Source organism: Vibrio tapetis subsp. quintayensis, from assembly GCF_030409945.1.
Lineage (GTDB): Bacteria > Pseudomonadota > Gammaproteobacteria > Enterobacterales > Vibrionaceae > Vibrio > Vibrio quintayensis.
In genome coordinates this window covers 227,905-248,366 of sequence record NZ_JAUFQV010000012.1, presented here as the reverse complement: position 1 = coordinate 248,366, position 20,462 = coordinate 227,905, and the positions used below count along the sequence as shown (strand labels likewise).

At 43.4% G+C, this 20,462-nt stretch carries 19 protein-coding genes; 13 read left to right on the top strand and 6 right to left on the bottom strand.

Annotation, left to right across the window (positions count from 1 at the left end):
- Positions 1-3: 3 nt before the first annotated feature.
- Positions 4-501 (top strand): response regulator, encoded by a 498-nt coding sequence (locus QWZ04_RS05950; protein WP_290325951.1) that lies wholly within the window; start codon positions 4-6, stop codon positions 499-501.
- 173 nt (positions 502-674) lie between these two features.
- Entirely contained in the window at positions 675-1,214 is a 540-nt protein-coding gene (locus tag QWZ04_RS05945) for a hypothetical protein (RefSeq protein ID WP_290325949.1), read from the top strand.
- A 150-nt stretch (positions 1,215-1,364) separates the two neighbouring features.
- On the opposite strand, the gene QWZ04_RS05940 is transcribed toward QWZ04_RS05945, so the two are convergent.
- Entirely contained in the window at positions 1,365-1,943 is a 579-nt protein-coding gene (locus tag QWZ04_RS05940) for a TfoX/Sxy family DNA transformation protein (protein WP_290325947.1), read from the bottom strand.
- Positions 1,944-2,344: 401 nt separating this feature from the next.
- Between QWZ04_RS05940 and QWZ04_RS05935 the strand changes: the two genes are divergently transcribed.
- The 8 genes from QWZ04_RS05935 to cydX all read left to right on the top strand — a co-directional run bounded on the left by QWZ04_RS05935 (position 2,345) and on the right by cydX (position 10,483).
- Positions 2,345-3,268: an HDOD domain-containing protein gene (locus tag QWZ04_RS05935; protein ID WP_290325946.1), complete on the top strand. Its 924-nt coding sequence runs from the start codon at positions 2,345-2,347 to the stop codon at positions 3,266-3,268.
- Between the two features lie 124 nt (positions 3,269-3,392).
- On the top strand, positions 3,393-3,785 hold the full coding sequence (locus tag QWZ04_RS05930; protein ID WP_290325943.1) for a VanZ family protein: 393 nt from the start codon (positions 3,393-3,395) through the stop codon (positions 3,783-3,785).
- 340 nt (positions 3,786-4,125) lie between these two features.
- Positions 4,126-5,034, top strand: coding sequence for a lipase family alpha/beta hydrolase (locus QWZ04_RS05925; protein ID WP_435433588.1), 909 nt, complete (start codon positions 4,126-4,128; stop codon positions 5,032-5,034).
- Positions 5,035-5,059: 25 nt separating this feature from the next.
- Positions 5,060-5,944: a lipase secretion chaperone gene (locus tag QWZ04_RS05920; protein WP_290325939.1), complete on the top strand. Its 885-nt coding sequence runs from the start codon at positions 5,060-5,062 to the stop codon at positions 5,942-5,944.
- A 121-nt stretch (positions 5,945-6,065) separates the two neighbouring features.
- Entirely contained in the window at positions 6,066-7,484 is a 1,419-nt protein-coding gene (locus QWZ04_RS05915) for an aminotransferase-like domain-containing protein (protein WP_290325937.1), read from the top strand.
- Between the two features lie 154 nt (positions 7,485-7,638).
- Positions 7,639-9,222: a cytochrome ubiquinol oxidase subunit I gene (locus QWZ04_RS05910; protein ID WP_290325935.1), complete on the top strand. Its 1,584-nt coding sequence runs from the start codon at positions 7,639-7,641 to the stop codon at positions 9,220-9,222.
- Positions 9,223-9,234: 12 nt separating this feature from the next.
- Positions 9,235-10,371, top strand: a complete 1,137-nt coding sequence (gene cydB, locus QWZ04_RS05905; protein ID WP_290325933.1) for a cytochrome d ubiquinol oxidase subunit II — start codon at positions 9,235-9,237, stop codon at positions 10,369-10,371.
- A gap of 10 nt (positions 10,372-10,381) precedes the next feature.
- Positions 10,382-10,483, top strand: coding sequence for a cytochrome bd-I oxidase subunit CydX (cydX, locus tag QWZ04_RS05900; protein ID WP_102521198.1), 102 nt, complete (start codon positions 10,382-10,384; stop codon positions 10,481-10,483).
- 148 nt (positions 10,484-10,631) lie between these two features.
- On the opposite strand, the gene QWZ04_RS05895 is transcribed toward cydX, so the two are convergent.
- From QWZ04_RS05895 to QWZ04_RS05875, 5 genes are read right to left on the bottom strand one after another with little or no spacing between them, the layout of a single operon-like run.
- Entirely contained in the window at positions 10,632-11,327 is a 696-nt protein-coding gene (locus QWZ04_RS05895) for an ABC transporter ATP-binding protein (protein ID WP_290325930.1), read from the bottom strand.
- A gap of 28 nt (positions 11,328-11,355) precedes the next feature.
- Positions 11,356-12,639 (bottom strand): ABC transporter permease, encoded by a 1,284-nt coding sequence (locus QWZ04_RS05890; RefSeq protein WP_290325927.1) that lies wholly within the window; start codon positions 12,637-12,639, stop codon positions 11,356-11,358.
- A gap of 1 nt (position 12,640) precedes the next feature.
- Positions 12,641-13,858: an ABC transporter permease gene (locus QWZ04_RS05885; RefSeq protein WP_290325924.1), complete on the bottom strand. Its 1,218-nt coding sequence runs from the start codon at positions 13,856-13,858 to the stop codon at positions 12,641-12,643.
- Positions 13,855-15,129, bottom strand: a complete 1,275-nt coding sequence (locus tag QWZ04_RS05880; RefSeq protein WP_290325922.1) for a TolC family protein — start codon at positions 15,127-15,129, stop codon at positions 13,855-13,857. Before QWZ04_RS05880 ends, QWZ04_RS05885 begins: the two co-directional genes overlap by 4 nt.
- A complete protein-coding gene (locus QWZ04_RS05875) occupies positions 15,122-16,255 on the bottom strand; it encodes an efflux RND transporter periplasmic adaptor subunit (protein ID WP_290325920.1) in 1,134 nt (377 codons plus the stop codon). The genes QWZ04_RS05880 and QWZ04_RS05875 overlap by 8 nt, the downstream gene beginning before the upstream one ends.
- Positions 16,256-16,908: 653 nt before the next feature.
- Between QWZ04_RS05875 and QWZ04_RS05870 the strand changes: the two genes are divergently transcribed.
- The 3 genes from QWZ04_RS05870 (at position 16,909) to panP (ending at position 20,170) form a co-directional block, all read left to right on the top strand.
- Complete coding sequence (locus QWZ04_RS05870) at positions 16,909-17,811, top strand: LysO family transporter (protein ID WP_290325918.1); 903 nt, start codon at positions 16,909-16,911, stop codon at positions 17,809-17,811.
- Positions 17,812-17,884: 73 nt separating this feature from the next.
- Entirely contained in the window at positions 17,885-18,397 is a 513-nt protein-coding gene (locus QWZ04_RS05865) for a hypothetical protein (RefSeq protein ID WP_290325916.1), read from the top strand.
- A 117-nt stretch (positions 18,398-18,514) separates the two neighbouring features.
- Positions 18,515-20,170: a pyridoxal-dependent aspartate 1-decarboxylase PanP gene (gene panP / locus QWZ04_RS05860; RefSeq protein WP_290325914.1), complete on the top strand. Its 1,656-nt coding sequence runs from the start codon at positions 18,515-18,517 to the stop codon at positions 20,168-20,170.
- The last annotated feature ends 292 nt before the right edge of the window (positions 20,171-20,462 follow it).

Here is a 20,462-nt window from a genome sequence, read left to right as displayed (position 1 = left end):
GTCATGAAAAAATATCTCATTTTATGTGTAGATGATGAGCGTGAGGTCCTTGATAGCGTGACTCAAGATCTAGCGTCCTTTGAAGAGTTTTTTGTTGTTGAAGCCGCTGAGTCGGTTGCTGAAGCACAAGATGTGATTACCGAGTTTGCCGAAGAAGGCATCCCTTTGGCATTGATCCTATGTGACCACATCATGCCAGAACAAACCGGGATCAGCTTTCTGATTGAATTAGAAAAAAAGGTCGCGACACAGCACGCTCGTAAATTACTTCTTACAGGGCAAGCAGGCCTTGAAGAAACAGTTGAAGCGATCAACCACGCTAGCTTAGATTTTTACATCGCAAAACCGTGGCAAGGAGATGACCTAGTCAACGTCGTTACAGAGCAACTGACCACCTACATGATAGAGAATGAGCCTGAACTTATGCCTTGGGGGAGAGTCCTTAATACTGAGCGGATCTTCAATGCTATCTCTGATAAACGCAGTCAGTTTGGGGAATAGTTACAAGAATTCACATTTTTATGATGATTCCTAGGCGAGATGCTTTATGATATATGCCATTGAATCAAGGATTAGAAGACGTGTATCTATGGTTTAACGATCATCAGGTATGTTTGAGTTTGCTTGCTAAACCCAGTACGTCTCAACAACAATATAATAGGTTTTTCTAAATTATGCGCAAGACTCTTTTAGCTATTGGACTTATCGCGGTATCGTCTACAGTAATCGCCGCAGATAAAGATACCGTTGTGATGAGCAACTTTAATTACGATTACGCAGAAGCCCGCATTGGCGCTGGCCCAATGACATTAGGTGGCGCTTTTAGCAAGTCGATTCACCCTAATGCGCATGTTATCGGTAAGCTAGATTCAAAATTTAAGGGTGATTTCGACGCATCCGCTGGCTTTGGTTTTCACGCTCCAGTAAATAACTGGGCTGACATTACGGGTGAAATGCTACTGCGTACTGTTGATGATAAAAACCAGAGCATCGAAACCGGCATGCAGTTAAACCTTGGTGTTCGTCAATGGCTTGGGCCGCAGCTTGAAGTAGGTGGTAAAGGCGGTTACATGTCAATTAAAGATAAAGAACAGTTCACAGGTTCTGTTTACGCTCGCTTCCACTCTACAGAGCTGTTCTCTTTGGGCATTGAAGGTATTTTAAATGACTTCTACGGTGATCACATGATGATGACCGCTCGCTTTAAGTTCTAATCAAGCAATAACTCGTATCAGAGTCAGATAGACATAAAAAAGGTTCACTCTCGTGAACCTTTTTTTTATTCCATGACCTAGCCATAGGACATTGTTTTCAGTTTGTTCAAAAACCTATTCAGAATACCGGCAAATGAACAGATGAAATCATCACAGTGATTCAAGTAATTCTTGCTGTTGTTGCTCTTCAATCAACTTCCAGTGACAACCTCTTACAGCACCAGCAAATTTCCAAAGTAAACGAATATCAACGTCCGTTCCATAGGTATGCCTTACTTGGCGAAATACATCCACCGCCCCCATACGCATGAACGTACCCACATCATCTACCCCTGATTTTTTGACCATACGTTCTAAGGTCAATTGCATGTTGGGTAAATCACGTAGCCTTCTGCTATCTTTCGACTTTTGAAATGCTCGTTGTTGCTTAGAAAAATTAATCGACCCCTGAACAATTGAATCTAGCTCATCATAGCCATTATCAAATAATTCAGTAATATCATAATAATTTACTGTTGCTGTTGTTTGCTTTTTAACGTGTTTGTATTTTTCACATTTGAGCTCAGTAAGTCTACTGTCAAGGTTTCCACCACCGCGCACAAAAATAATTTCATTTGTGATAAGCGCAAACATTGCTCCATCCTTGAAAAGCCCTATTCCTCCAAACATTGAACGTTTTTGATAAGAACCAAATTTTTTTGCGTATGCATAGAACAATTGTTCCTTCATGTTCCGTGATCTCCGTACTTATGTGTTAACCCCCCGATCAAAACACAAGCGTCATTAAATGACTTTTAGAGCGTTAGCCAAAAATGCGGCTAAAAAGATTACCAAAGGCAATCAAAAGTGAACCGTAGTTTGAACCTCAATTCACCTACAAATATGATACTTATCTTTGAGAAATAAGTGTGGATACCGATCACACGGAAAGTAATAAATCTCAAATTCAACACACCCGAGATCACAGAACCTGAGTGAAACTACAGTAATTGACGCAAATATAATTATAAAGAACAAAAACCATCGTCGAAAAGACACGGTTTCTTACACTTATTTCACAACGCATTTTGTTGCTTATTACCCACAGGAGAAGTTAAACTTAAATAAGTTAATACTGATAAAAGAACCCAATGAATCACTTATCCTTTTACTGGCTCCCGGACAACAATCAGCTTCTATTGAAAGGACTTGAAACTGAGTTTGCTCAACTGGTAGAGCAGTCTATCAATACAGGTCGAATCAGCTTACCGCCGATCCCTGAAGTTGTACTCAAGATTCAAAAACTGTGCACGTTGGAGTCAACAGGTATCGCTGATATTTCCGATAGCCTGCTGCAAGATCCAGGTCTTACCGCCGTAGTAATCCGTGTTGCGAACTCTGTCGTATTCAACAGAAGAAACATTACCTGTACCGATCTCAACACCGCTGTATCACGCTTGGGGATTTATCGCGTACGTGACATCGTGACCGCACAAGCCATCGAACAACTTAAGCACTCTGTAAATCTCAAAAAAGAGTGCAACACCGTTCTTATCGACAGCGCCGCTATTTCCAGGAAACTCGGTGCGACCATGGTGATGATCACCGACCGATATAAAGCCCTTGATACAGAAAGTAACTTTGATTATCTAGAACCCGAAAAAGCACTGCTTACTGGTCTATTGGCGGATATTGGCCTTTTCTGTTTAGTCAGCGAATATCACTTGTATTTGGATCGCGGTAATTATCTAAACTACGATTTAGCCATGCAGATTTTCCAATCTCGCTGCGCGGTGACAAGTCAATTGGTACTTAAACAGTGGGGTTTTGACAGTGACTTCATTGAAGTGGCCACCAATAAAGAATACAGCAACAAAGACCAGTTAGTCAGTTATCTTGATATCGCGAGAATCGCACATCACTTATTGATGTTCCGCAATAACGACGAGGCCATAGACGACCACCACGTCGAGTTTGACGTCACTGGCGCAGAAGTCTTATTCGAACTGAGCAACCTAAGCGATGCACAATTCCAAGCTAAATTGAACGACATTGTGCGAGCGACCTCATTTTAATCGTAGGTAATCCTACAGCCACCACAACTAAACGCCGTTGTTGTTTCTGACAACATCGGCTAGATTCTCGCTTATTATCTTCCTCAAAGCATACTCATGACCTCAACGATTAAGAACAAACCAAATGAAATTCATCGACATAATTAACCGCTATTGGGCTATTTTAGTCATTGTATTGGGACTGATCGTTACCTATTTATCTCTTTCACCCGTTCAAGAATTACCGAGTGTGCCAGGCACAGACAAAACGCATCACTTTATTGCCTATGCAGCCTTGATGTTCCCTATTGCTTTAAGAAAACCAAAACATTGGAAGATCTATGCTGCTGTTCTTGTCGGTTACAGTGGTGTAATTGAACTGGTTCAGCCCTATATGAATCGCCACGGCGAATGGTTAGATATGCTCGCGAATACTAGTGGCGTGGTTCTTGGTATTTTCCTAGCAACATTTGTTAATTTCTTGGTTAATCAAATGCGAATGAGTAAAAATCGGACTGGCATTAAAAATACTGATTAGATCTTGTGCTACTGCAGCGTTTACTGCTTATTAGATAAAACTTGTTAACTCTCTGTACTGGTGAATAATTCCTTTGCAAAGACGCCCCCTCCTCCTCCCTGCTTGAAGGTATTCGACAAACTAACGTAGGGTAATTCCTGTTTAGCAAGCCTATTCCCTAATTTAGTGATTGCATATAATTGTGTTAATGACTTCTGTTGAATACAAAACTGGCCTCACGAAATTACATCTCAAAAATTTTCCTTCTATCAATCTTCTCCTACGTTTTTATCTCATCCGAGGTCTAATCTGTTTAAGGAAAAGAACATTGAAAAAGATAATTCTTCTGGCTGCGTTGTCCATGACCAGTTTAAGCGTGCATGCGGGAACAAGTGCATCAGCATTAGATAACCGAGGTTATACCGAAACAAAGTACCCAATTGTTTTGGTACATGGTTTATTTGGCTTCGACACGTTGGCGGGAGTTGATTACTTCTATGGCGTGCCTGAGTCACTCACAAAAGATGGGGCGAGTGTTTATGTTGCTCAAGTATCTGCGACAAACAGTTCAGAAATTCGCGGTGAACAATTATTAGAACAAGTTGAGATTCTATTGGCAGCCACAGGAGCCGATAAAGTAAACATAGTTGGGCACAGTCATGGTGGTCCAACTGCTCGCTATGTTGCTTCTGTAAGACCAGACCTTGTCGCGTCAGTTACCAGTATTGGTGGCGTGCATAAAGGTTCTCAAGTTGCTGATTTATTAAGAGGGAACGTAGAGGAAGGATCGACGACTGAAGCCATTGCAGTCAAGCTCGCGAGTGGGTTAACGACGTTAATTAACTTACTTTCTGGTGGCCACGATTTAGGACAAGATGGTCTTGCATCACTTGATGCCTTAACGACGGAAGGATCTTTGGCGTTTAACCAGTTTTACCCAGAAGGCGTTCCAACTTCTGAGTGTGGTGATGGTGATTGGATAGCGAGCAATGGAGTGTCTTATTATTCTTGGACGGGTTCTTCAAATTTTACTAACCTTCTTGACCCGACCGATGGCGCAATCACTATTTTGGGCTTAGCGTTTGACGGCCCTAATGATGGCTTGGTGGGAACGTGCAGTGCTCACTTGGGCAAAGTGATTGGTGACAATTACAAAATGAACCACCTTGATGAAATTAATGGGTTACTGGGTATCCATCATTTATTTGAAACCGATCCTGTGACTTTATACCGCCAACATGCAAACCGTTTGAAGCTTGCTGGTTTGTAAGCGTTAACTGAACCAAGGGATAGCTATGAAAAAGACCACACTAACGTTAATGATCGCCTCGGGGAGCCTTGGTGCGGTCTTTTATTTCTTACCAACGAATGAACCTACATTAACAGAAATTAATTCAATACAGTCGGCCAACACCGTACAGGTTGAGTCGCAAAAAGACACCGAAATCGACGTCAGTTCAACAAAAGATGCCATGGAATATTTTATGTCCGGCATTGCAGAAACTGACCTAAAAAGTATGGAAAATAAGGTCGTTCATTTCTCGGAACATCAAGGTAACAGCATTATAGACAAAGCGCTGTTTGCAAAATATTTGGATTATAAATCAGCATTGGAAGGCATTGATTTATCGTCCAATATGACCGATCTGAGTCTATTGAATTTGCAAGAAATCCATCTAGCTCTATTAACATTACAGGCGCAGTTTTTCAGCAAAGAAGAGCAGCAATTACTTTTTGAACATGACAACCGTATGAGAGAGTTAGCATTACAAAAACTGCAGCTCAAAGAAAACAGCATAGACAGAGATGACTATCAACAAAAACTTCAAAATGAGCTTCAATTACAACCTGACTACGTTCAGAAAAGCCACAAAAACCAAGTTCTCCTAACGCAACTATCACAAGCTAATTCTTTAGACTCCCAAGACAAATACCTAAATAGAGCTGAATTAGTGGGTGATGAAGCAGCGCAGAGGCTTGATGCGTTAGATCGTCAAAGGGAGCGCTTTTCTGGAGCCATTGACGCCTATATTTCTCTTCGGAATGACATCTTCGATGATGTCACTCTCAGTCGTGACGAGCAACTGGCATCCATCTCCGAATTAAGATCAAATACCTTCCCGCCAGAACAGCTCAAGCGAGTACAAGCAATTGAAAGAATTAAAGATAATGATAAATAGCCTTAAATTCATCAGATTAGGTCGACCGAAAAGATAATTGTGTTTAGGCTAGCGCTTTGGTTTACTTTAAATACAATGAATTCGCTACTCTTAAGCGAGTTAAACACTAAAGAACTTTTCGATGAAGAAATCACAAATACTCGCCAATACAATCAAAAACCAGATAGAGCAAAATATTTGGTTAAGTGGTGAGAAAATCCCATCCATTAGAAATGCGTGTAAACGCTATAAACTCAGCATAGAAACGGTACTGCAAGCGTATCAACAGCTTGAAGACCAAGGTTATGTCCGCTCCAAGCCTAAGTCTGGCTATTTTGTTTTACCGCGCAGGAACGTATTCGTTTCGGATCATTCAAAGCCAAAAGCCATCAAGCCCTACCCTGTTAAAATCAGTGACTTGCTTTACGATGTGCTTCAACGAGCCAAAGATCCCAGCATCATTCCACTTAGCTCAGCATTTCCAGACCCAGCCTTATTTCCGCATCAAGCGCTGTCACGCAGTTTAGCCAATGCCAGCCGCCAAATGCCTGACAATAGTATGCTTACCAATTTACCTCCGGGCAGTGAGACGTTACGCAGGCAAATCGCTCAACGCTATCAAGCTAGCGGATTAAATGTATTGCCAGGCGACATAGTGATTACTTCTGGGGCAATGGAAGCACTCAATTTATGTCTACAATCTTGCACCGAGCCAGGTGACTTGGTCGCAATAGAGTATCCAGCGTTTTATGGCGCCTTACAGACTATCGAAAGGCTCAACCTTACCGCTGTAGAGATCCCAATCGACCCTAAAACAGGCATTGACCTTGACGTGCTAGAGTCGGTGTTTGCTTCGATGGACATCAAAGCGTGCTGGTTCATGACGGAATCGCAAAATCCTGTTGGCTATTCAATGAGTGACAGTAACAAACAGCGATTAGCAGAATTAGTGAATCAACATAAGATCCCGATGATAGAAGACGATGTGTACCGAGAGCTTCACGTTGGTAATCAAAGTTCATTGCCGGCAAAAGCGTACGACGCCGATGAACAGATCATGCTGTGTGGCTCTTTTTCCAAATCACTCTCCCCCGGCTTTCGAATTGGTTGGGTAGTAGCGGGAAAACAAGCACTAACAATTCAACGATTACAGCACTTATCTACGCTTTCTAGCAGTATTCCCATTCAACTTGGCTTATCTCATTACCTAACGTTCTATAGTTATGACAACCACCTTAAAAAGCTTCGCAAGCGCTTAAATGAAAGGAAAAAAGAACACCTAGAGCTATTAGAGAACAGTTTGCCTTCGAGCGCGATTATCCATAAAAATCAAGGTGGTTACTTTGTATGGATAGAGCTACCTCATAGTATTTGTGTCGAGAAGCTCTATAAACTGGCACTTGAATACAACATCTCTGTCGCTCCGGGAATTATATTCAGCAGTGACAAGAGGTTCTCCCATCACATTCGTCTTAACTGTTCATACGCTTGTGACGACAAAATAACAGAGGCAATACAAACGCTCGGCCGTCTGATTGAAACCATGGCATCACAGGCCTAAATAGTCTGCTGAGTTATTGCCCGCCGTCTATTAAATAAACGCATCTGTTCTATTTTTTAACGGTAAATCTGTTCTAGTTTGGTTCGCGAAAACTGTGTTGAAATACGCTCCAATTCTTAATATGAAAGCCATCATTATGATGCTTGGAGTTTAAATGTTTGATGTAGTTGAATTATCGCGATTACAGTTTGCGCTAACTGCTATGTTCCACTTTCTCTTCGTCCCTTTAACTATCGGTATGTCGTGCTTGCTTGCGATCATGGAGTCGATCTACGTACTTACCGGTAAGCAGATCTATCAAGACATGACTCGATTCTGGGGCAAACTGTTTGGTATTAACTTCGCTTTAGGTGTCACGACAGGTTTAACCATGGAGTTCCAATTCGGGACCAACTGGTCTTATTACTCTCACTATGTCGGCGACATATTTGGTGCTCCTTTAGCTATAGAAGCGCTGGTCGCTTTCTTCCTTGAATCCACTTTTGTCGGTCTTTTCTTTTTTGGTTGGGAAAGGCTATCAAAACGCCAACATCTTGTCGCGACTTGGCTGGTTGCGTTAGGTTCAAGCTTCTCTGCACTATGGATTTTGGTCGCCAACGGTTGGATGCAAAATCCGATTGGATCAGAGTTCAATTACCAAACCATGCGTATGGAAATGACCAGCTTTACCGAAGTGGTACTTAACCCCGTTGCTCAGGTTAAGTTCTTGCATACTGTCGCGTCGGCCTATACCTGTGGTGCAATGTTTATCCTTGGCGTGAGTTCATATTACTTACTGAAAGGTCGAGACATTGCTTTTGCGAAGCGCTCTTTCGCCGTGGCAGCATCTTTTGGTATCGCATCTATCATCTCGGTAATCGTACTAGGCGATGAATCTGGCTATGAGTTGGGCGACGTTCAAAAAGTGAAACTCGCAGCCATTGAAGCGGAATGGCACACCGAGCCCGCTCCGGCCGCTTTTACTTTGTTCGGATTACCAAACCAAGAGGAAGGAAAAACTGACTTCGCTGTCAAAATTCCTTATGTAATGGGGATTATTGCGACCCGATCTTTGGATGAGGAGGTGACGGGGCTTCACGACTTGCGTGATCAACATTTAGTACGTATTCGAAACGGTATTGTGGCTTATGAATTGCTTGAACGTTTGCGAGCTGGCGATACCTCTGATGAGCTAGAACAGGCCTTCGATCAAACCAAGCATGACCTCGGATACGCCCTGCTTCTTAAGCGTTATACCGATACAGTTATTGACGCTACAGAGCAGCAAATCCAACAAGCTGCCGATGATTCAATCCCAACCGTGTGGCCACTGTTCTGGTCATTTAGAATCATGGTCGGCTGTGGCTTTATTATGTTGTTTGTCTTTGGCGCTGCCTTCTTACAAACCTACCGTAAAAACATCACTCAAAAGCCTTGGTTATTGAAGGCGGCACTTTGGTCAATTCCTTTACCTTGGGTGGCAATCGAAGCGGGTTGGTTTGTTGCGGAGTATGGCCGTCAACCCTGGGCGGTCGGTGAAATTCTCCCTGTCGCAGTCGCGGCATCTTCGCAAACCGTTGATAACTTGCTTACGTCTCTCGCGTTAATTATTAGCCTCTATACGGTCTTTATCATAGTTGAAAGCTACTTGATGATTACCGTCGCCAAAAAAGGCCCAAGCAGTTTAAAAACGGGCCGTTATCACTATGAACAAACAACATCACTTGAAGCCAAATTGGCACAACAAGTTCAACAATAAGGTGACTGACTCATGTTCGAATATGACACATTACGTTTAATTTGGTGGGTTCTGATTGGTGTGCTGCTGATTGGTTTTATGATCACCGATGGCTTCGATATGGGAGTGGGTGCGCTATTGCCGATTATCGGTAAAACCAACGCCGAAAGACGAGTGATGATTAACTCCATTGCTCCCCATTGGGACGGAAACCAAGTGTGGTTAATTACCGCAGGGGGCGCTTTGTTTGCCGCTTGGCCATTGGTGTATGCCACATCGTTTTCAAGCTTGTATGTTGCGATGTACTTGGCTCTTATCTCATTGTGGCTACGTCCTCTTGCGCTTGAGTATCGAGCCAAGATAGATAACGACCAATGGCGGAAAGTATGTGATTTATCCATCTCGTTTTCAGGGTTCTTTCCGCCGATCTTATTTGGTGTCGCATTTGGCAACTTAATACAAGGGCTTCCTTTTTCGCTCAATAGTTTACTTATGGTTGAATACCACGGATCTTTCATTGATCTACTTAATCCGTTTGCGCTGCTGTGTGGCTGCGTTGGTTTATTGATGGCGTTGTTGCAAGGCAGTGCTTGGCTGATGATGAAAACGACAGATGCACTATATAACAAGGCAAAATTAGTTGCGCAGATGAGTGCGGTACTGGTGGCTTGCCTTATGGTGGTTGGTGGTTTAGCGATACGCCATATTGATGGGTATCTGATTGTTAGTGAACTGAGTCATGGTGCCGTTTCAAACCCGTTAAACAAACAAGCGATGGCAAAGACAGGTGCTTGGTTAACAAACTTCGAGACTCACCCTTGGATGTGGTTTGCACCGATTGGCAGTGTGATCACTCCTTTATTAGCTTTGCTCAGTGCAAGATTGAAGTGGGATGCGCTTGCCTTCATTAGTTCAAGTCTTACTAACGCTTGTATCGTTTTAACGGCTGGGTTCGCGATGTTCCCATTCATTATTCCATCCAGTATAAAACCAAGCCATAGCCTAACGCTGTGGGATTCAACATCCAGCGAACTGACCTTGAACATCATGACAGGCGTAGCGTTTATGATGGTGCCAATCATTCTTTGTTACACGGCTTTTAGTTATCGCACCATGTTTGGACGACTCGATAGTGAGTATGTTGAACGTAATGGCCATTCACTGTATTAAGGAGCTTTTCATGTGGTATTTTATTTGGATACTCGGTTTATTCTTAGCCTCTGCATTCTCTATTTTGAACGCAATCAGCTTCGAAAATTATGATTCAGAAACAGAGACCTAATCGTTATTTGGTCAATACAACGTTGAAGTGCTGTTCGTTTCGGCGGGCAGGTATCGAAACAGAGATTCAATGTGAGAAGATTTACCCGTAATCGTTAAGCCGATCACTGGGTAAATCTGCCTTGTCTAACTATTTACACAGGCTTAATTTATTTACTTAACACTATATCCGACACGATATTGCCATCTTTAATCGTAACAACACGTGCTGTTCGCTGAGCCAACAAATTATCATGAGTGACAACAATTATCGTTCTTCCTTCTTGATTAAGCTCTTTAAATAGCCGTTCGATTTCAGCTCCAGATTTGGAATCTAACGCTCCCGTCGGTTCATCTGCTAGAATAATTTGTGGGTCGTTAACCAACGCTCTGGCTATAGCGACTCGTTGTTTTTGACCGCCAGAGAGTTGATTTGGCTTGTGATGAAGCCTATCTCCAAGCCCTACTCTATGCAGTAGTTCGCTGGCTTTTTTACGCCTTTCTTTTGCATTTGCTCCTCGGTATACAAGGGGCAACGCAACATTATCTAGCGCACTGGCATATTCGAGTAAGTTAAAGCTTTGGAAGACAAAGCCAATTTTTTGATTTCGAATACCTGCCAATTGATGGCTGGATAACTGAGAAACATCTTGATCAGCAAGAATATATTGCCCCGATGTAGGCTTGTCTAAACAGCCTAGCATATTCATCAATGTCGATTTACCCGATCCCGAAGGGCCGAGAATAGCGATATGCTCACCGCTTAAAATACTCAACGACACATCATCTAACGCTTTAATTGTCTCTTCACCGCTTTGATAATGCTTACTAATATTGGTCAGATTGACCAGTTGTGTATCTGTCATATGGGTTCTCTAGAATATGTTGCAGAGATTATTCACTTTGCAGAGCTTCAAGGGGCGTAATGTTCGCCGCACGACGAGCAGGAAACCATGCCGAAACAACGCCAACAAATGCGAGTACGACAACCACCAACAAGAGGATTGGCAATGATAACTCCAATACTGGTTGTCCTAACGAGTCATAAAGCATGTTGCCTTCAAGGGATATCGCTGCCAATGCTTTGACCAACAAGAATGAAAGTAGCAGGCCAATGCCGCCCCCAATGGCCATGGTCAACAAAGATTGTAATAAGTAATGAAGCTTGATGGTCGTTGGGGTTGCGCCAACCGCCATTCTCACACCAATATCACGCGTCGCCTTTTTAACTGTGGCATACATAACGTTGGCAATGCCAATCCCCGCGACGCCGAGCGTTACCAAGCCAATGATGCCAAGAAAACCTTGTAGCCCAAGTAAAAATTGACGCATGGTTTTTTGTCTTAGCAACATATCGGTCGCTTGAACTAGTTCACTATCTTGTAAATTTCCGACGTTTTTACGCGCAATAACCTGTTTCGCCGTTGAGGCAACATTGAGCCTATCAGCGTGTTTTGCAGGAACGATATTAATAGCACCAATGGCAGCATTTAGGTGAAAACGCTGCCACGTTGTAATAGGCACAAAGATGCTCTCATTAACTGGCGTTCCTTGCTCAACGTAGGCACTGTTTTTTTTCAGCACGCCAATCACCGTAAATTGATTAGCACCGACTTTAACCTGCATTCCGACCGGATCGGCCGTCAGTTTTGGCGATGAAATCCAATCATCAGCGACACTTTTATTAAACAATCTCGCCGCAACATCATGCCCTATTACAATCACTTTTCTCTGCTCTCGCATGTCCATTGGATTAAACCAACGGCTGCCTAGCATGGTATGAAACCCCATCACTTGCTTATAGTCAGCCGTCACTGCAATCGGCTTTTGCCACGTTCGTCTATCTTGATAGGTCACCCGCTCATTCCAAACCACTGATGGCACCGCTTTTTGTACCGACGGTAGCGCGCGAATAATGTCGACGTCTTCGATCTTTAAAGTGAGTGGTTTACCTTTATGAAAATTGCCGTACGCCTCACTCGCGTAGCCACCGGTTAGGTAAATCAATTTACCATTACCGCTTTCTGAGCTTCTTATCAGCCCCTGCCTTAATCCTTCACCTGCAGCTAACATGGTTGTGATACACACCGTGGCCCAAACCACAGCAAAGATGGTTAAACATAATCGCAGCTTTTCGGCTGCCATTTCATGAAATATCTGTTTAATTGGAAACTGCATTTTACGCTCTTGCCACTAGGGCCAGTACGGGAGTTAAATTGGCGGCTCGGCGGGCTGGAAAATACGCGGCTAATAACGCCAAGATAAACGTGACCATTAGTGACATAGCGATCGAGCCGCCAGTGATCGCAGGTTGACCTAACCATTCGGGCATACCGATAAGGTTAAGCACAAACACTATTGCATAGGAAAAAACCATTCCTAAGATAGTACCAACAACCACTAATATCCCACCTTCAAGTAAGAATTGACTTAAAATATTGCGCGGTGTCGCGCCAATCGCGAGCCGGACGCCTATCTCTCTGGTTCTTTCAGTGACAGACAAAAACATGATATTTGCGACGCCTATCGTACCCACCGCCAAAGTCATTGCACCACTGGCACCAAGAAACAATTGAATGCCACGTAAGATTGCACTAAAAAACTGGGTTTCTTGGCCAATATCCGGCATATAAATCGCATTTTGATCGCTTGGGTCAAAATGCTGTTTCGCCGCAAAGAAAGAACGAACACTTGTTCTTAAAATCGAGCCCAATACTGACTCGCTTGGTTCGATGATCAACATAAAGGGAGGGCTTTGCCATAAATCTTGAAAAGTAGTATTTGGGATCATCACCTGATCATCCTCATTGCCCATTTGAAAGAACCCTTCGCTTTGCTCTGTCACGCCGACAACAACAAAGGGGATCCCGTTTACATTAACGTTATCTCCAAGGTTTACATTACCCATCAATGCCAAGCGCCAGCCGAGTATGGCGACCTTAGTATGATTGATCACATCAGTTGGAGAAATCGCCCGAGAGCCAACCGCCAGCTTGAGGTTACGCAATGCAATGTAGTTATCATCGATACCGCTTACGTTACCTGGCATTGGCGCGCCTACCGTATCCGTTACCGTTGCGTCCCATTTGCCATACACTGCGGAAACGGATTGAACCACGGGTTGTTCCGCCAACATCTCTAACTGGGGTTTAGAAATACGCAGCTCCCTTCGCGCAGGTAATCCTTGCCACTCTTTGCTGGTTTGCTCTACAAATGCCAATTGGGTGTTATTCATTAGCATGGAAAAAGACTTTGAATTAACTTGATAGAAACCTTCACCCAGCGCCACCAGCACCAAAACTGACACTATCCCCCAAACAATCGCAATCACCGCTAACAAGCTTCGTAGCCGATGGGCAAGTAAGGTTTGTAGTGTTTGCTGCAAAACCGAAATCATGAATGCAGCGCCATAGACAACTGTTTAATGACCGTATCATCAAGCTGGCCCACGGTTTTTAGCAAAGAAACACGACGCTTCCAGTATTGGTATAGTTGACTACGCAGTTTATTCTTCTTATCAAACAGAAGATTATGAGCGCGTATCACGTCGGATGCTTGCGAAAGCCCGGCACTGAATTCGAGCTCCTTGGCCTTTAGCACGGTCTGTTGAGTCAGTATTTGTTGCTGGGCAATCTCTACTCGTTGCCAGTCCATGTATAGTTGCTGAAAATCTTGTTCGACCTGAGTTTTAAGTCTAACTTCTACCTGGATAACATCTTGCTTAGCCGATAATATTTCTAAGCTTGCTTTATCAACTTGTGCTCGCGTTGACCCATTAAGATCAAGCGGTAAACGCACATTGAGTCCCGCATTTAAATTATCATTTCTTCTTTCACTGCCATCACTGTATGTCAACTTCCCTGAAAGTGTTGGGTAATAACCTGCTTGTGCCTTTTCTCGTCCAAATTCCGCCGCTGTTACTTTTTGTTTTGCAACCAACAACTCTGGGCTACTGTTCTTGGCTAATTCGACCCAGCGTTGCTGATCATTCATTGCCAACTCAGGTTTAACTAATGCATCAGCCGCAATTTCATCCACCACAGTCGGTGACTCGTTGGTCAACAGCATTAAGCCCGATTTCTTCTGTTGTAACTCAGATTGACTCGCCAAAACAATGGATTGAGCATCAATATAATTCGCTTTGGTTTCTTCCACTTCCGAAAGTCGAATCTTTCCTGCTTGATAGTTCTTCTGAGTTATGTCGTAAATTTTCTTGGACTCTAGCCGTTTTTGTTTAGCAAGGTCGAGGTTGCTTTGGGCCTGAGCTAATTCAAGGTAAGCCGTAATGACTTTTTCGGCTAACGTATTGTAAGCTTGAGCCACGCTCAACTGTGCCGCTAAATGCGTTGCCTGCGACTGATCTAAATTGGCCCATTTACTGCTATCCCATAACGTCTGCTCAAACGTGACATCGTAACTATTATTATATTTTCCGTGCTCATTCCAAGCCGCATTCGCGCCAGTACTTAAAGAAGGAAAAAGTTCGCCTTTCGCGCTGAGAACCATGGTTTCGCTTATCTGCTCATCGAGCTGAGATTTTTGATAACTCGGGTCGAACTTTTTCGCCGCTTGCCACGCTTGCTCTATGGTCATCGCATACGTGGGCTGTGCATTAACACCAACCGCAATCAAAGCCACCAAGAACCAACAACCTTTAACATTACGCATTGGCGCCTCCACCTTGCATCATGCTGTTATCGACGATCTCTTCACCACTCTCAAGGCCAGACAAAACTTCAACGTTAACGCCGTCCGACAGACCAAGTTCAACTTGCCGAGAATGGTAACCTTGCTCAGAATCATCTGGGATCAGCACCAAAGGTTGGCTCGCTTCAAAACGTATAGAACGTTCAGGGATGGTGGTTCCACCATTTGATTGTTGCAGTGTAATTTTGGCCGTCGCCGAAAAACCAGAGCGCAGTGTGATCTCTTTAGGAAATTGAATGTTACTTACCTCAACTTCAAAACCATTATCAAAACTTGATGTTGAACCGGGAGTGTTGAGCTTTTCTGACTGGACCGCAACTTTGCTCAAGGTTCCAATGATTTTCTCACCAGGGTACGGTGCTAACGTGATGCTGGCAGACATACCAACTTTTAACTGCGCAGCATCATGCTCACTGACGCTACCTTTAAAAATAATATTGCCCATATCAGCCATAGACATCATTTCTGTTGCGGCTTGATTTGACTCGGTGGAAATAATGGGCTCTCCTACCTCAACTTTTAGATTCAAGATAGTGCCGTCAATTGGGGCTAGAATTGTCGATGAAAGTTTAGCATCGCCAATTGCGGCTTCACCACTTCGTATTAAATCTAGATTTTGTTTTTTTTGTTGTAAGTCGGCTTTAGCTGACTTCACATCCGACTTTGCCTGAACGTAATCACCGTAATTATCGGGGATGACTTTTTGCTCCACCAAACTTTGTAAGTTGGCTAACTTCTGCAGTGCCGAATCTAAACTCGCTTCACTTCGCAGCACTTCCGTCATCGCATTTGTTAGTGCAGTAGGGGTTGGATTTGGCTTAATCTTGATCAGTGGAGTGCCTAAAGTAACACTTTCACCAACGTGATGATAAACCTCGCCAACAATGCCATTTAACTGTGATTTGATAGAGATAGAATGCGCTGGAACTACTTTTCCTACCGCGATCGCTTGCTTTGCGATCACCCCATCTTGTGCCACTATGAGGGGCAAGGCGACACCATCTGGAGTCGACGAATTTAGGTAAAAATACCCCCCGGCAGCAAAACTTATCGTAGTTAAAGCGAGGGCGGCCAAACGTTTACTCATAGTAGATACCGTGTTAACTCTACCAACTTAATGCTGTGCGCTGTGCATAGGCACGTTAAAGCTGATAGTGAACAAAATTGAATGTTCAATAGACCTCATAAAATCAAAAACGATGCATCGTTTCTATTTTAAAAAGTGTCATATTGATTAATAAAAAGACGAAGAGATGTCCATATAGCGACTTAGCTCAATAAGACGTAAGACCCACGCGCAAAAGCATAAGTTCCTTAGCCGCATCACCAGTAACTAGTCAACATAAAGCATACAAGAAAGGGCTGTAATCGTCTGTTTAGAAATGTATTGGATTGTCAACGTTATGAACTAATCGTCTTGGTTAACGGCAGGGAACGTTCGACGAGGTGAGATCGGCTACATACGAGATGATTAGTGAAGGTAACATAATTGACTTGCAAAATATTCTCGGACACCAGAATATAGAGCAAACAATGGTTTACGCCCATTTATCCCCTCCTCATTTAATGGAAGCTACTAAGCTAAACCTAATCGTTCGAATGGGCTTATAGTCCACACATAAAGTGGCGAGGAAATGGCGGTAGTGCTCAGTAAACATCGGGTGATAAGGGATAATCCCGCATATTAGGACAATACGTAAAGCCTTAGAGGGCTTGCAATAAACGATTTTAAGGATTTACATGTATTCAGGGATGCTCTATATCTTTGCCCCTCTCATTGTTGGGTATTTAGTGCCGTTTTCAAATCAACGTTTTTTAAATGTTGTGAACAAAACCACCCACTACCTTATTTATTTGATCCTATTTATCATGGGTCTTAGCCTAGCTGCATTGGATAATTTGGGCGGTAACATCAAAAGTATCCTAACCTACGCAATTGGGTTTTTCTTGATAATCGGCACATGTAATCTACTGGCTCTTCCTTTTATCGACAAATTCATGCCAGTTAAAACCGAACAAACGGGTAAACAGTTGCCACTGTCAGCCATGGCGATGGAGTCCATCAAGTTGATAGTCGTAGTTGGCGGTGGTTTAATTGTAGGCTTGATGCTTCCTCTTGACCTCTCCAATGTTGACCAATGGAGTGAATGGATCTTACTTGCTCTACTGTTTTTTATTGGCATTCAGCTAAGAAATAGCGGCTTAACTCTACGTCAAATCCTGCTGAATAAGCACGGCATGGTGATAGCCCTTGTAATCATCATTTCCTCGTGGATTGGCGGCGTACTTTCGGCCCTATTGTTAGGTTTACCGATCACCCAAGGTCTGGCTATGGCTTCTGGCTTTGGTTGGTACTCGTTGTCGGGCATTTTAATTAGCGATGCTTATGGCCCGGTATTGGGTGGTGCCTCATTTTTATTAGAGCTAGGACGAGAACTCATCGCTTTGGCGGCTATACCTCTTATCATCAGGCAATTCCCATGTACTGCCATTGGATACGCAGGCGCTACCGCAATGGATTTCACCTTGCCAATCATTCAGTCGAGCGGTGGGGTTAAATGTGTACCCATTGCCATCGTAAGTGGCTTCATCTTAAGCATATTGGTACCAGTATTTATGTTATTTTTCGTCTCGCTCTCATAAAGCACGCGAAATTTCGTTGATAATAAATAACATTTTATTAAAATAGCCCTGCATAATAACAAAAGGAATTAACATGAAACGCTTCGCTCTTGCTGTACTGCTTTCCAGTGTTTCTACGCTGTCTATTGCTGCTGATACTACCTGCCAACAAGGAAAATACGATGCCTATATCGACGCATCTTTGGCTTGGTATCAAGACTTAGTTACCTTAACAACAGAACAAAATCCACAGCTAGCTGAAGTCAGCCAATGGTTTTTAGAAGGCCGTACCAACCATTTCGAACTAAACCGTGAAGCGGTACATTATTACTTGGTTAACGAGCCAGCAAAGGTCAATACCAATGTATCTGTAGAAAGCTGGCTCAAACTAGAACAAGCCGATATCAAGCAGTTAACGACTCGTGAGGACACGCTTGGGAAGCTGGCTAAAGTCACGTTTGCAGACAGACAAGCCCTGCCGCATGCTCAAAATTACGAACTGCGTGCTGCTCTTGCCGATTTACTCAGTCATCCAAACAAAATCGACCAGGCCTTGAGCCGTTACAACGAAAAAGTTAGCGCGGTAGCCAAAACTCAGTGCGACTAATTATTCATCATATCGATTGGTGAAATTTTCGTTTGCAGAATTAAAACGGGACATCGTTCCCGTTTTCGTTTAGATTGACCCGCTATTGAGACAAGTACACTTAGAAACAAAGTTAGTATGGTAGATAATAAAACTGCTGATGTAAGCTTCGAAAGTCTCCTTAAGATTTTCACAGTTCCCGAAGCTCCTGACTCCACGCTGGGTCACATCGAACAAGAACTCTCACAAAACCTCAACCTATTTCTTCGCGAACATATCGTCGCTGAGGAAAAGCCGCTGTGGGAAATAGAAAAGAACTTTTCTAACCCTTATATTCCCGAACAGCCTGAGTTTGTGTCTGAGCACACCCAACACTTACTTGATAACCTTGTCTCACACTCGGTTCATACCTCTTCGCCTAGCTTTATTGGCCACATGACATCTGCATTGCCCTATTTTTTGATGCCGTTATCGAAGATCATGATCGCGCTCAACCAAAATTTGGTCAAAATTGAAACGTCTAAAGCATTCACGCCGTTAGAGCGCCAAGTTCTGGGTATGCTTCATGGGCTGATTTATCAAAACACTTCAGATTTCTACGGCCAATGGATGCACAGTGCGAACCATTCTCTAGGTGCATTTTGCTCTGGTGGCACCATTGCTAACATCACTGCGCTTTGGGTCGCTCGTAACAATGCACTTAAAGCTGATGGTGACTTTCAAGGCGTAGAGCAAGAAGGCCTGTTTAAAGCCATGAAGCATTACGGCTATGACGGGCTTGCGATCCTTGTTTCCGAGCGGGGCCACTACTCGCTTAAAAAGTCAGCCGATGTGCTTGGCTTAGGGCGTGATAGCTTAGTCGCGGTGAAAACTAACCCTGATAACCGAATTTGCCCTGTTGCATTGCAAGAGAAGATCACCGAGTTAAAAGCGCAGAACATTTTGCCTTTTGCCATTGTTGGTGTTGCGGGCACGACAGAAACAGGCAATATCGATCCTTTGGAAGACATGGCTCGAATTGCGCAGGCAGAGGGTTGTCACTTTCATGTCGACGCAGCTTGGGGTGGTGCGACACTCATGTCCAATAATCACCGCCATTTACTTGCCGGAATTGAACAAGCTGATTCGGTCACCATCGATGCCCATAAACAGCTCTATATTCCAATGGGTGCTGGCATGGTGTTGTTTAAAGACCCCGATGCACTATCGGCCATTGAACATCACGCAGAGTATATTCTTCGTAAAGGCTCTAAAGATTTGGGCAGCCATACGTTGGAGGGAAGCCGCTCTGGTATGGCGATGCTTGTTTATGCGTCGATGCATATCATCAGCCGACCAGGTTACGAGCTTCTTATCGACCAAAGCATCGAAAAAGCCAGTTTCTTTGCTGACCTGATATCTCAACAAACTGACTTCGAGCTTATCTCTGAGCCCGAGTTGTGTTTGCTAACCTATCGCTATTTACCTCCTATCGTTAAACAAGCGCTGGCATCGGCAAGTGTTAACCAAAAAGATCAATTGAATGAGTTGCTCAACAAACTCACCATGCAAATCCAAAAGCAGCAACGTGAAACCGGTAAATCATTTGTGTCTCGTACTCGATTAACACCCGAACAATGGGACGAACGCGCAACTGTTGTTTTTCGCGTTGTGCTTGCCAATCCACTGACCACCAAAGATATCCTTAGGTCTGTGTTAATAGAGCAAAGAGACATTGCTGCACGCCAACACACATTACTCGATGAAATTAACCAAGTCAGTCAGGTCATCATCAATCAGTCGCTTTGTGACTAATTGAAGTTTCAGATATGTAAGTTTCTTTCTCATTCTGTAATTCGCACAACAGAATTTGTGCGAATTTGGCCATATTTGCGACCAGTTTTTGTACAAACCATTGAGTAGACTGAAACTTTGTTTGAGGCCTGTCATGTTCTAGACATTTAGTTAACCAAATTCGTGCCTTTTACTAAAGCAAACGATTCGCTTCGTTTATACTCGAAGTTAAGCGGCTGACTCGCAGTGACCTATTCTTTTCGCCTTTAATGATCCCCCATCAAAGACAATATCTGATGGTAGGTTTGAGTCA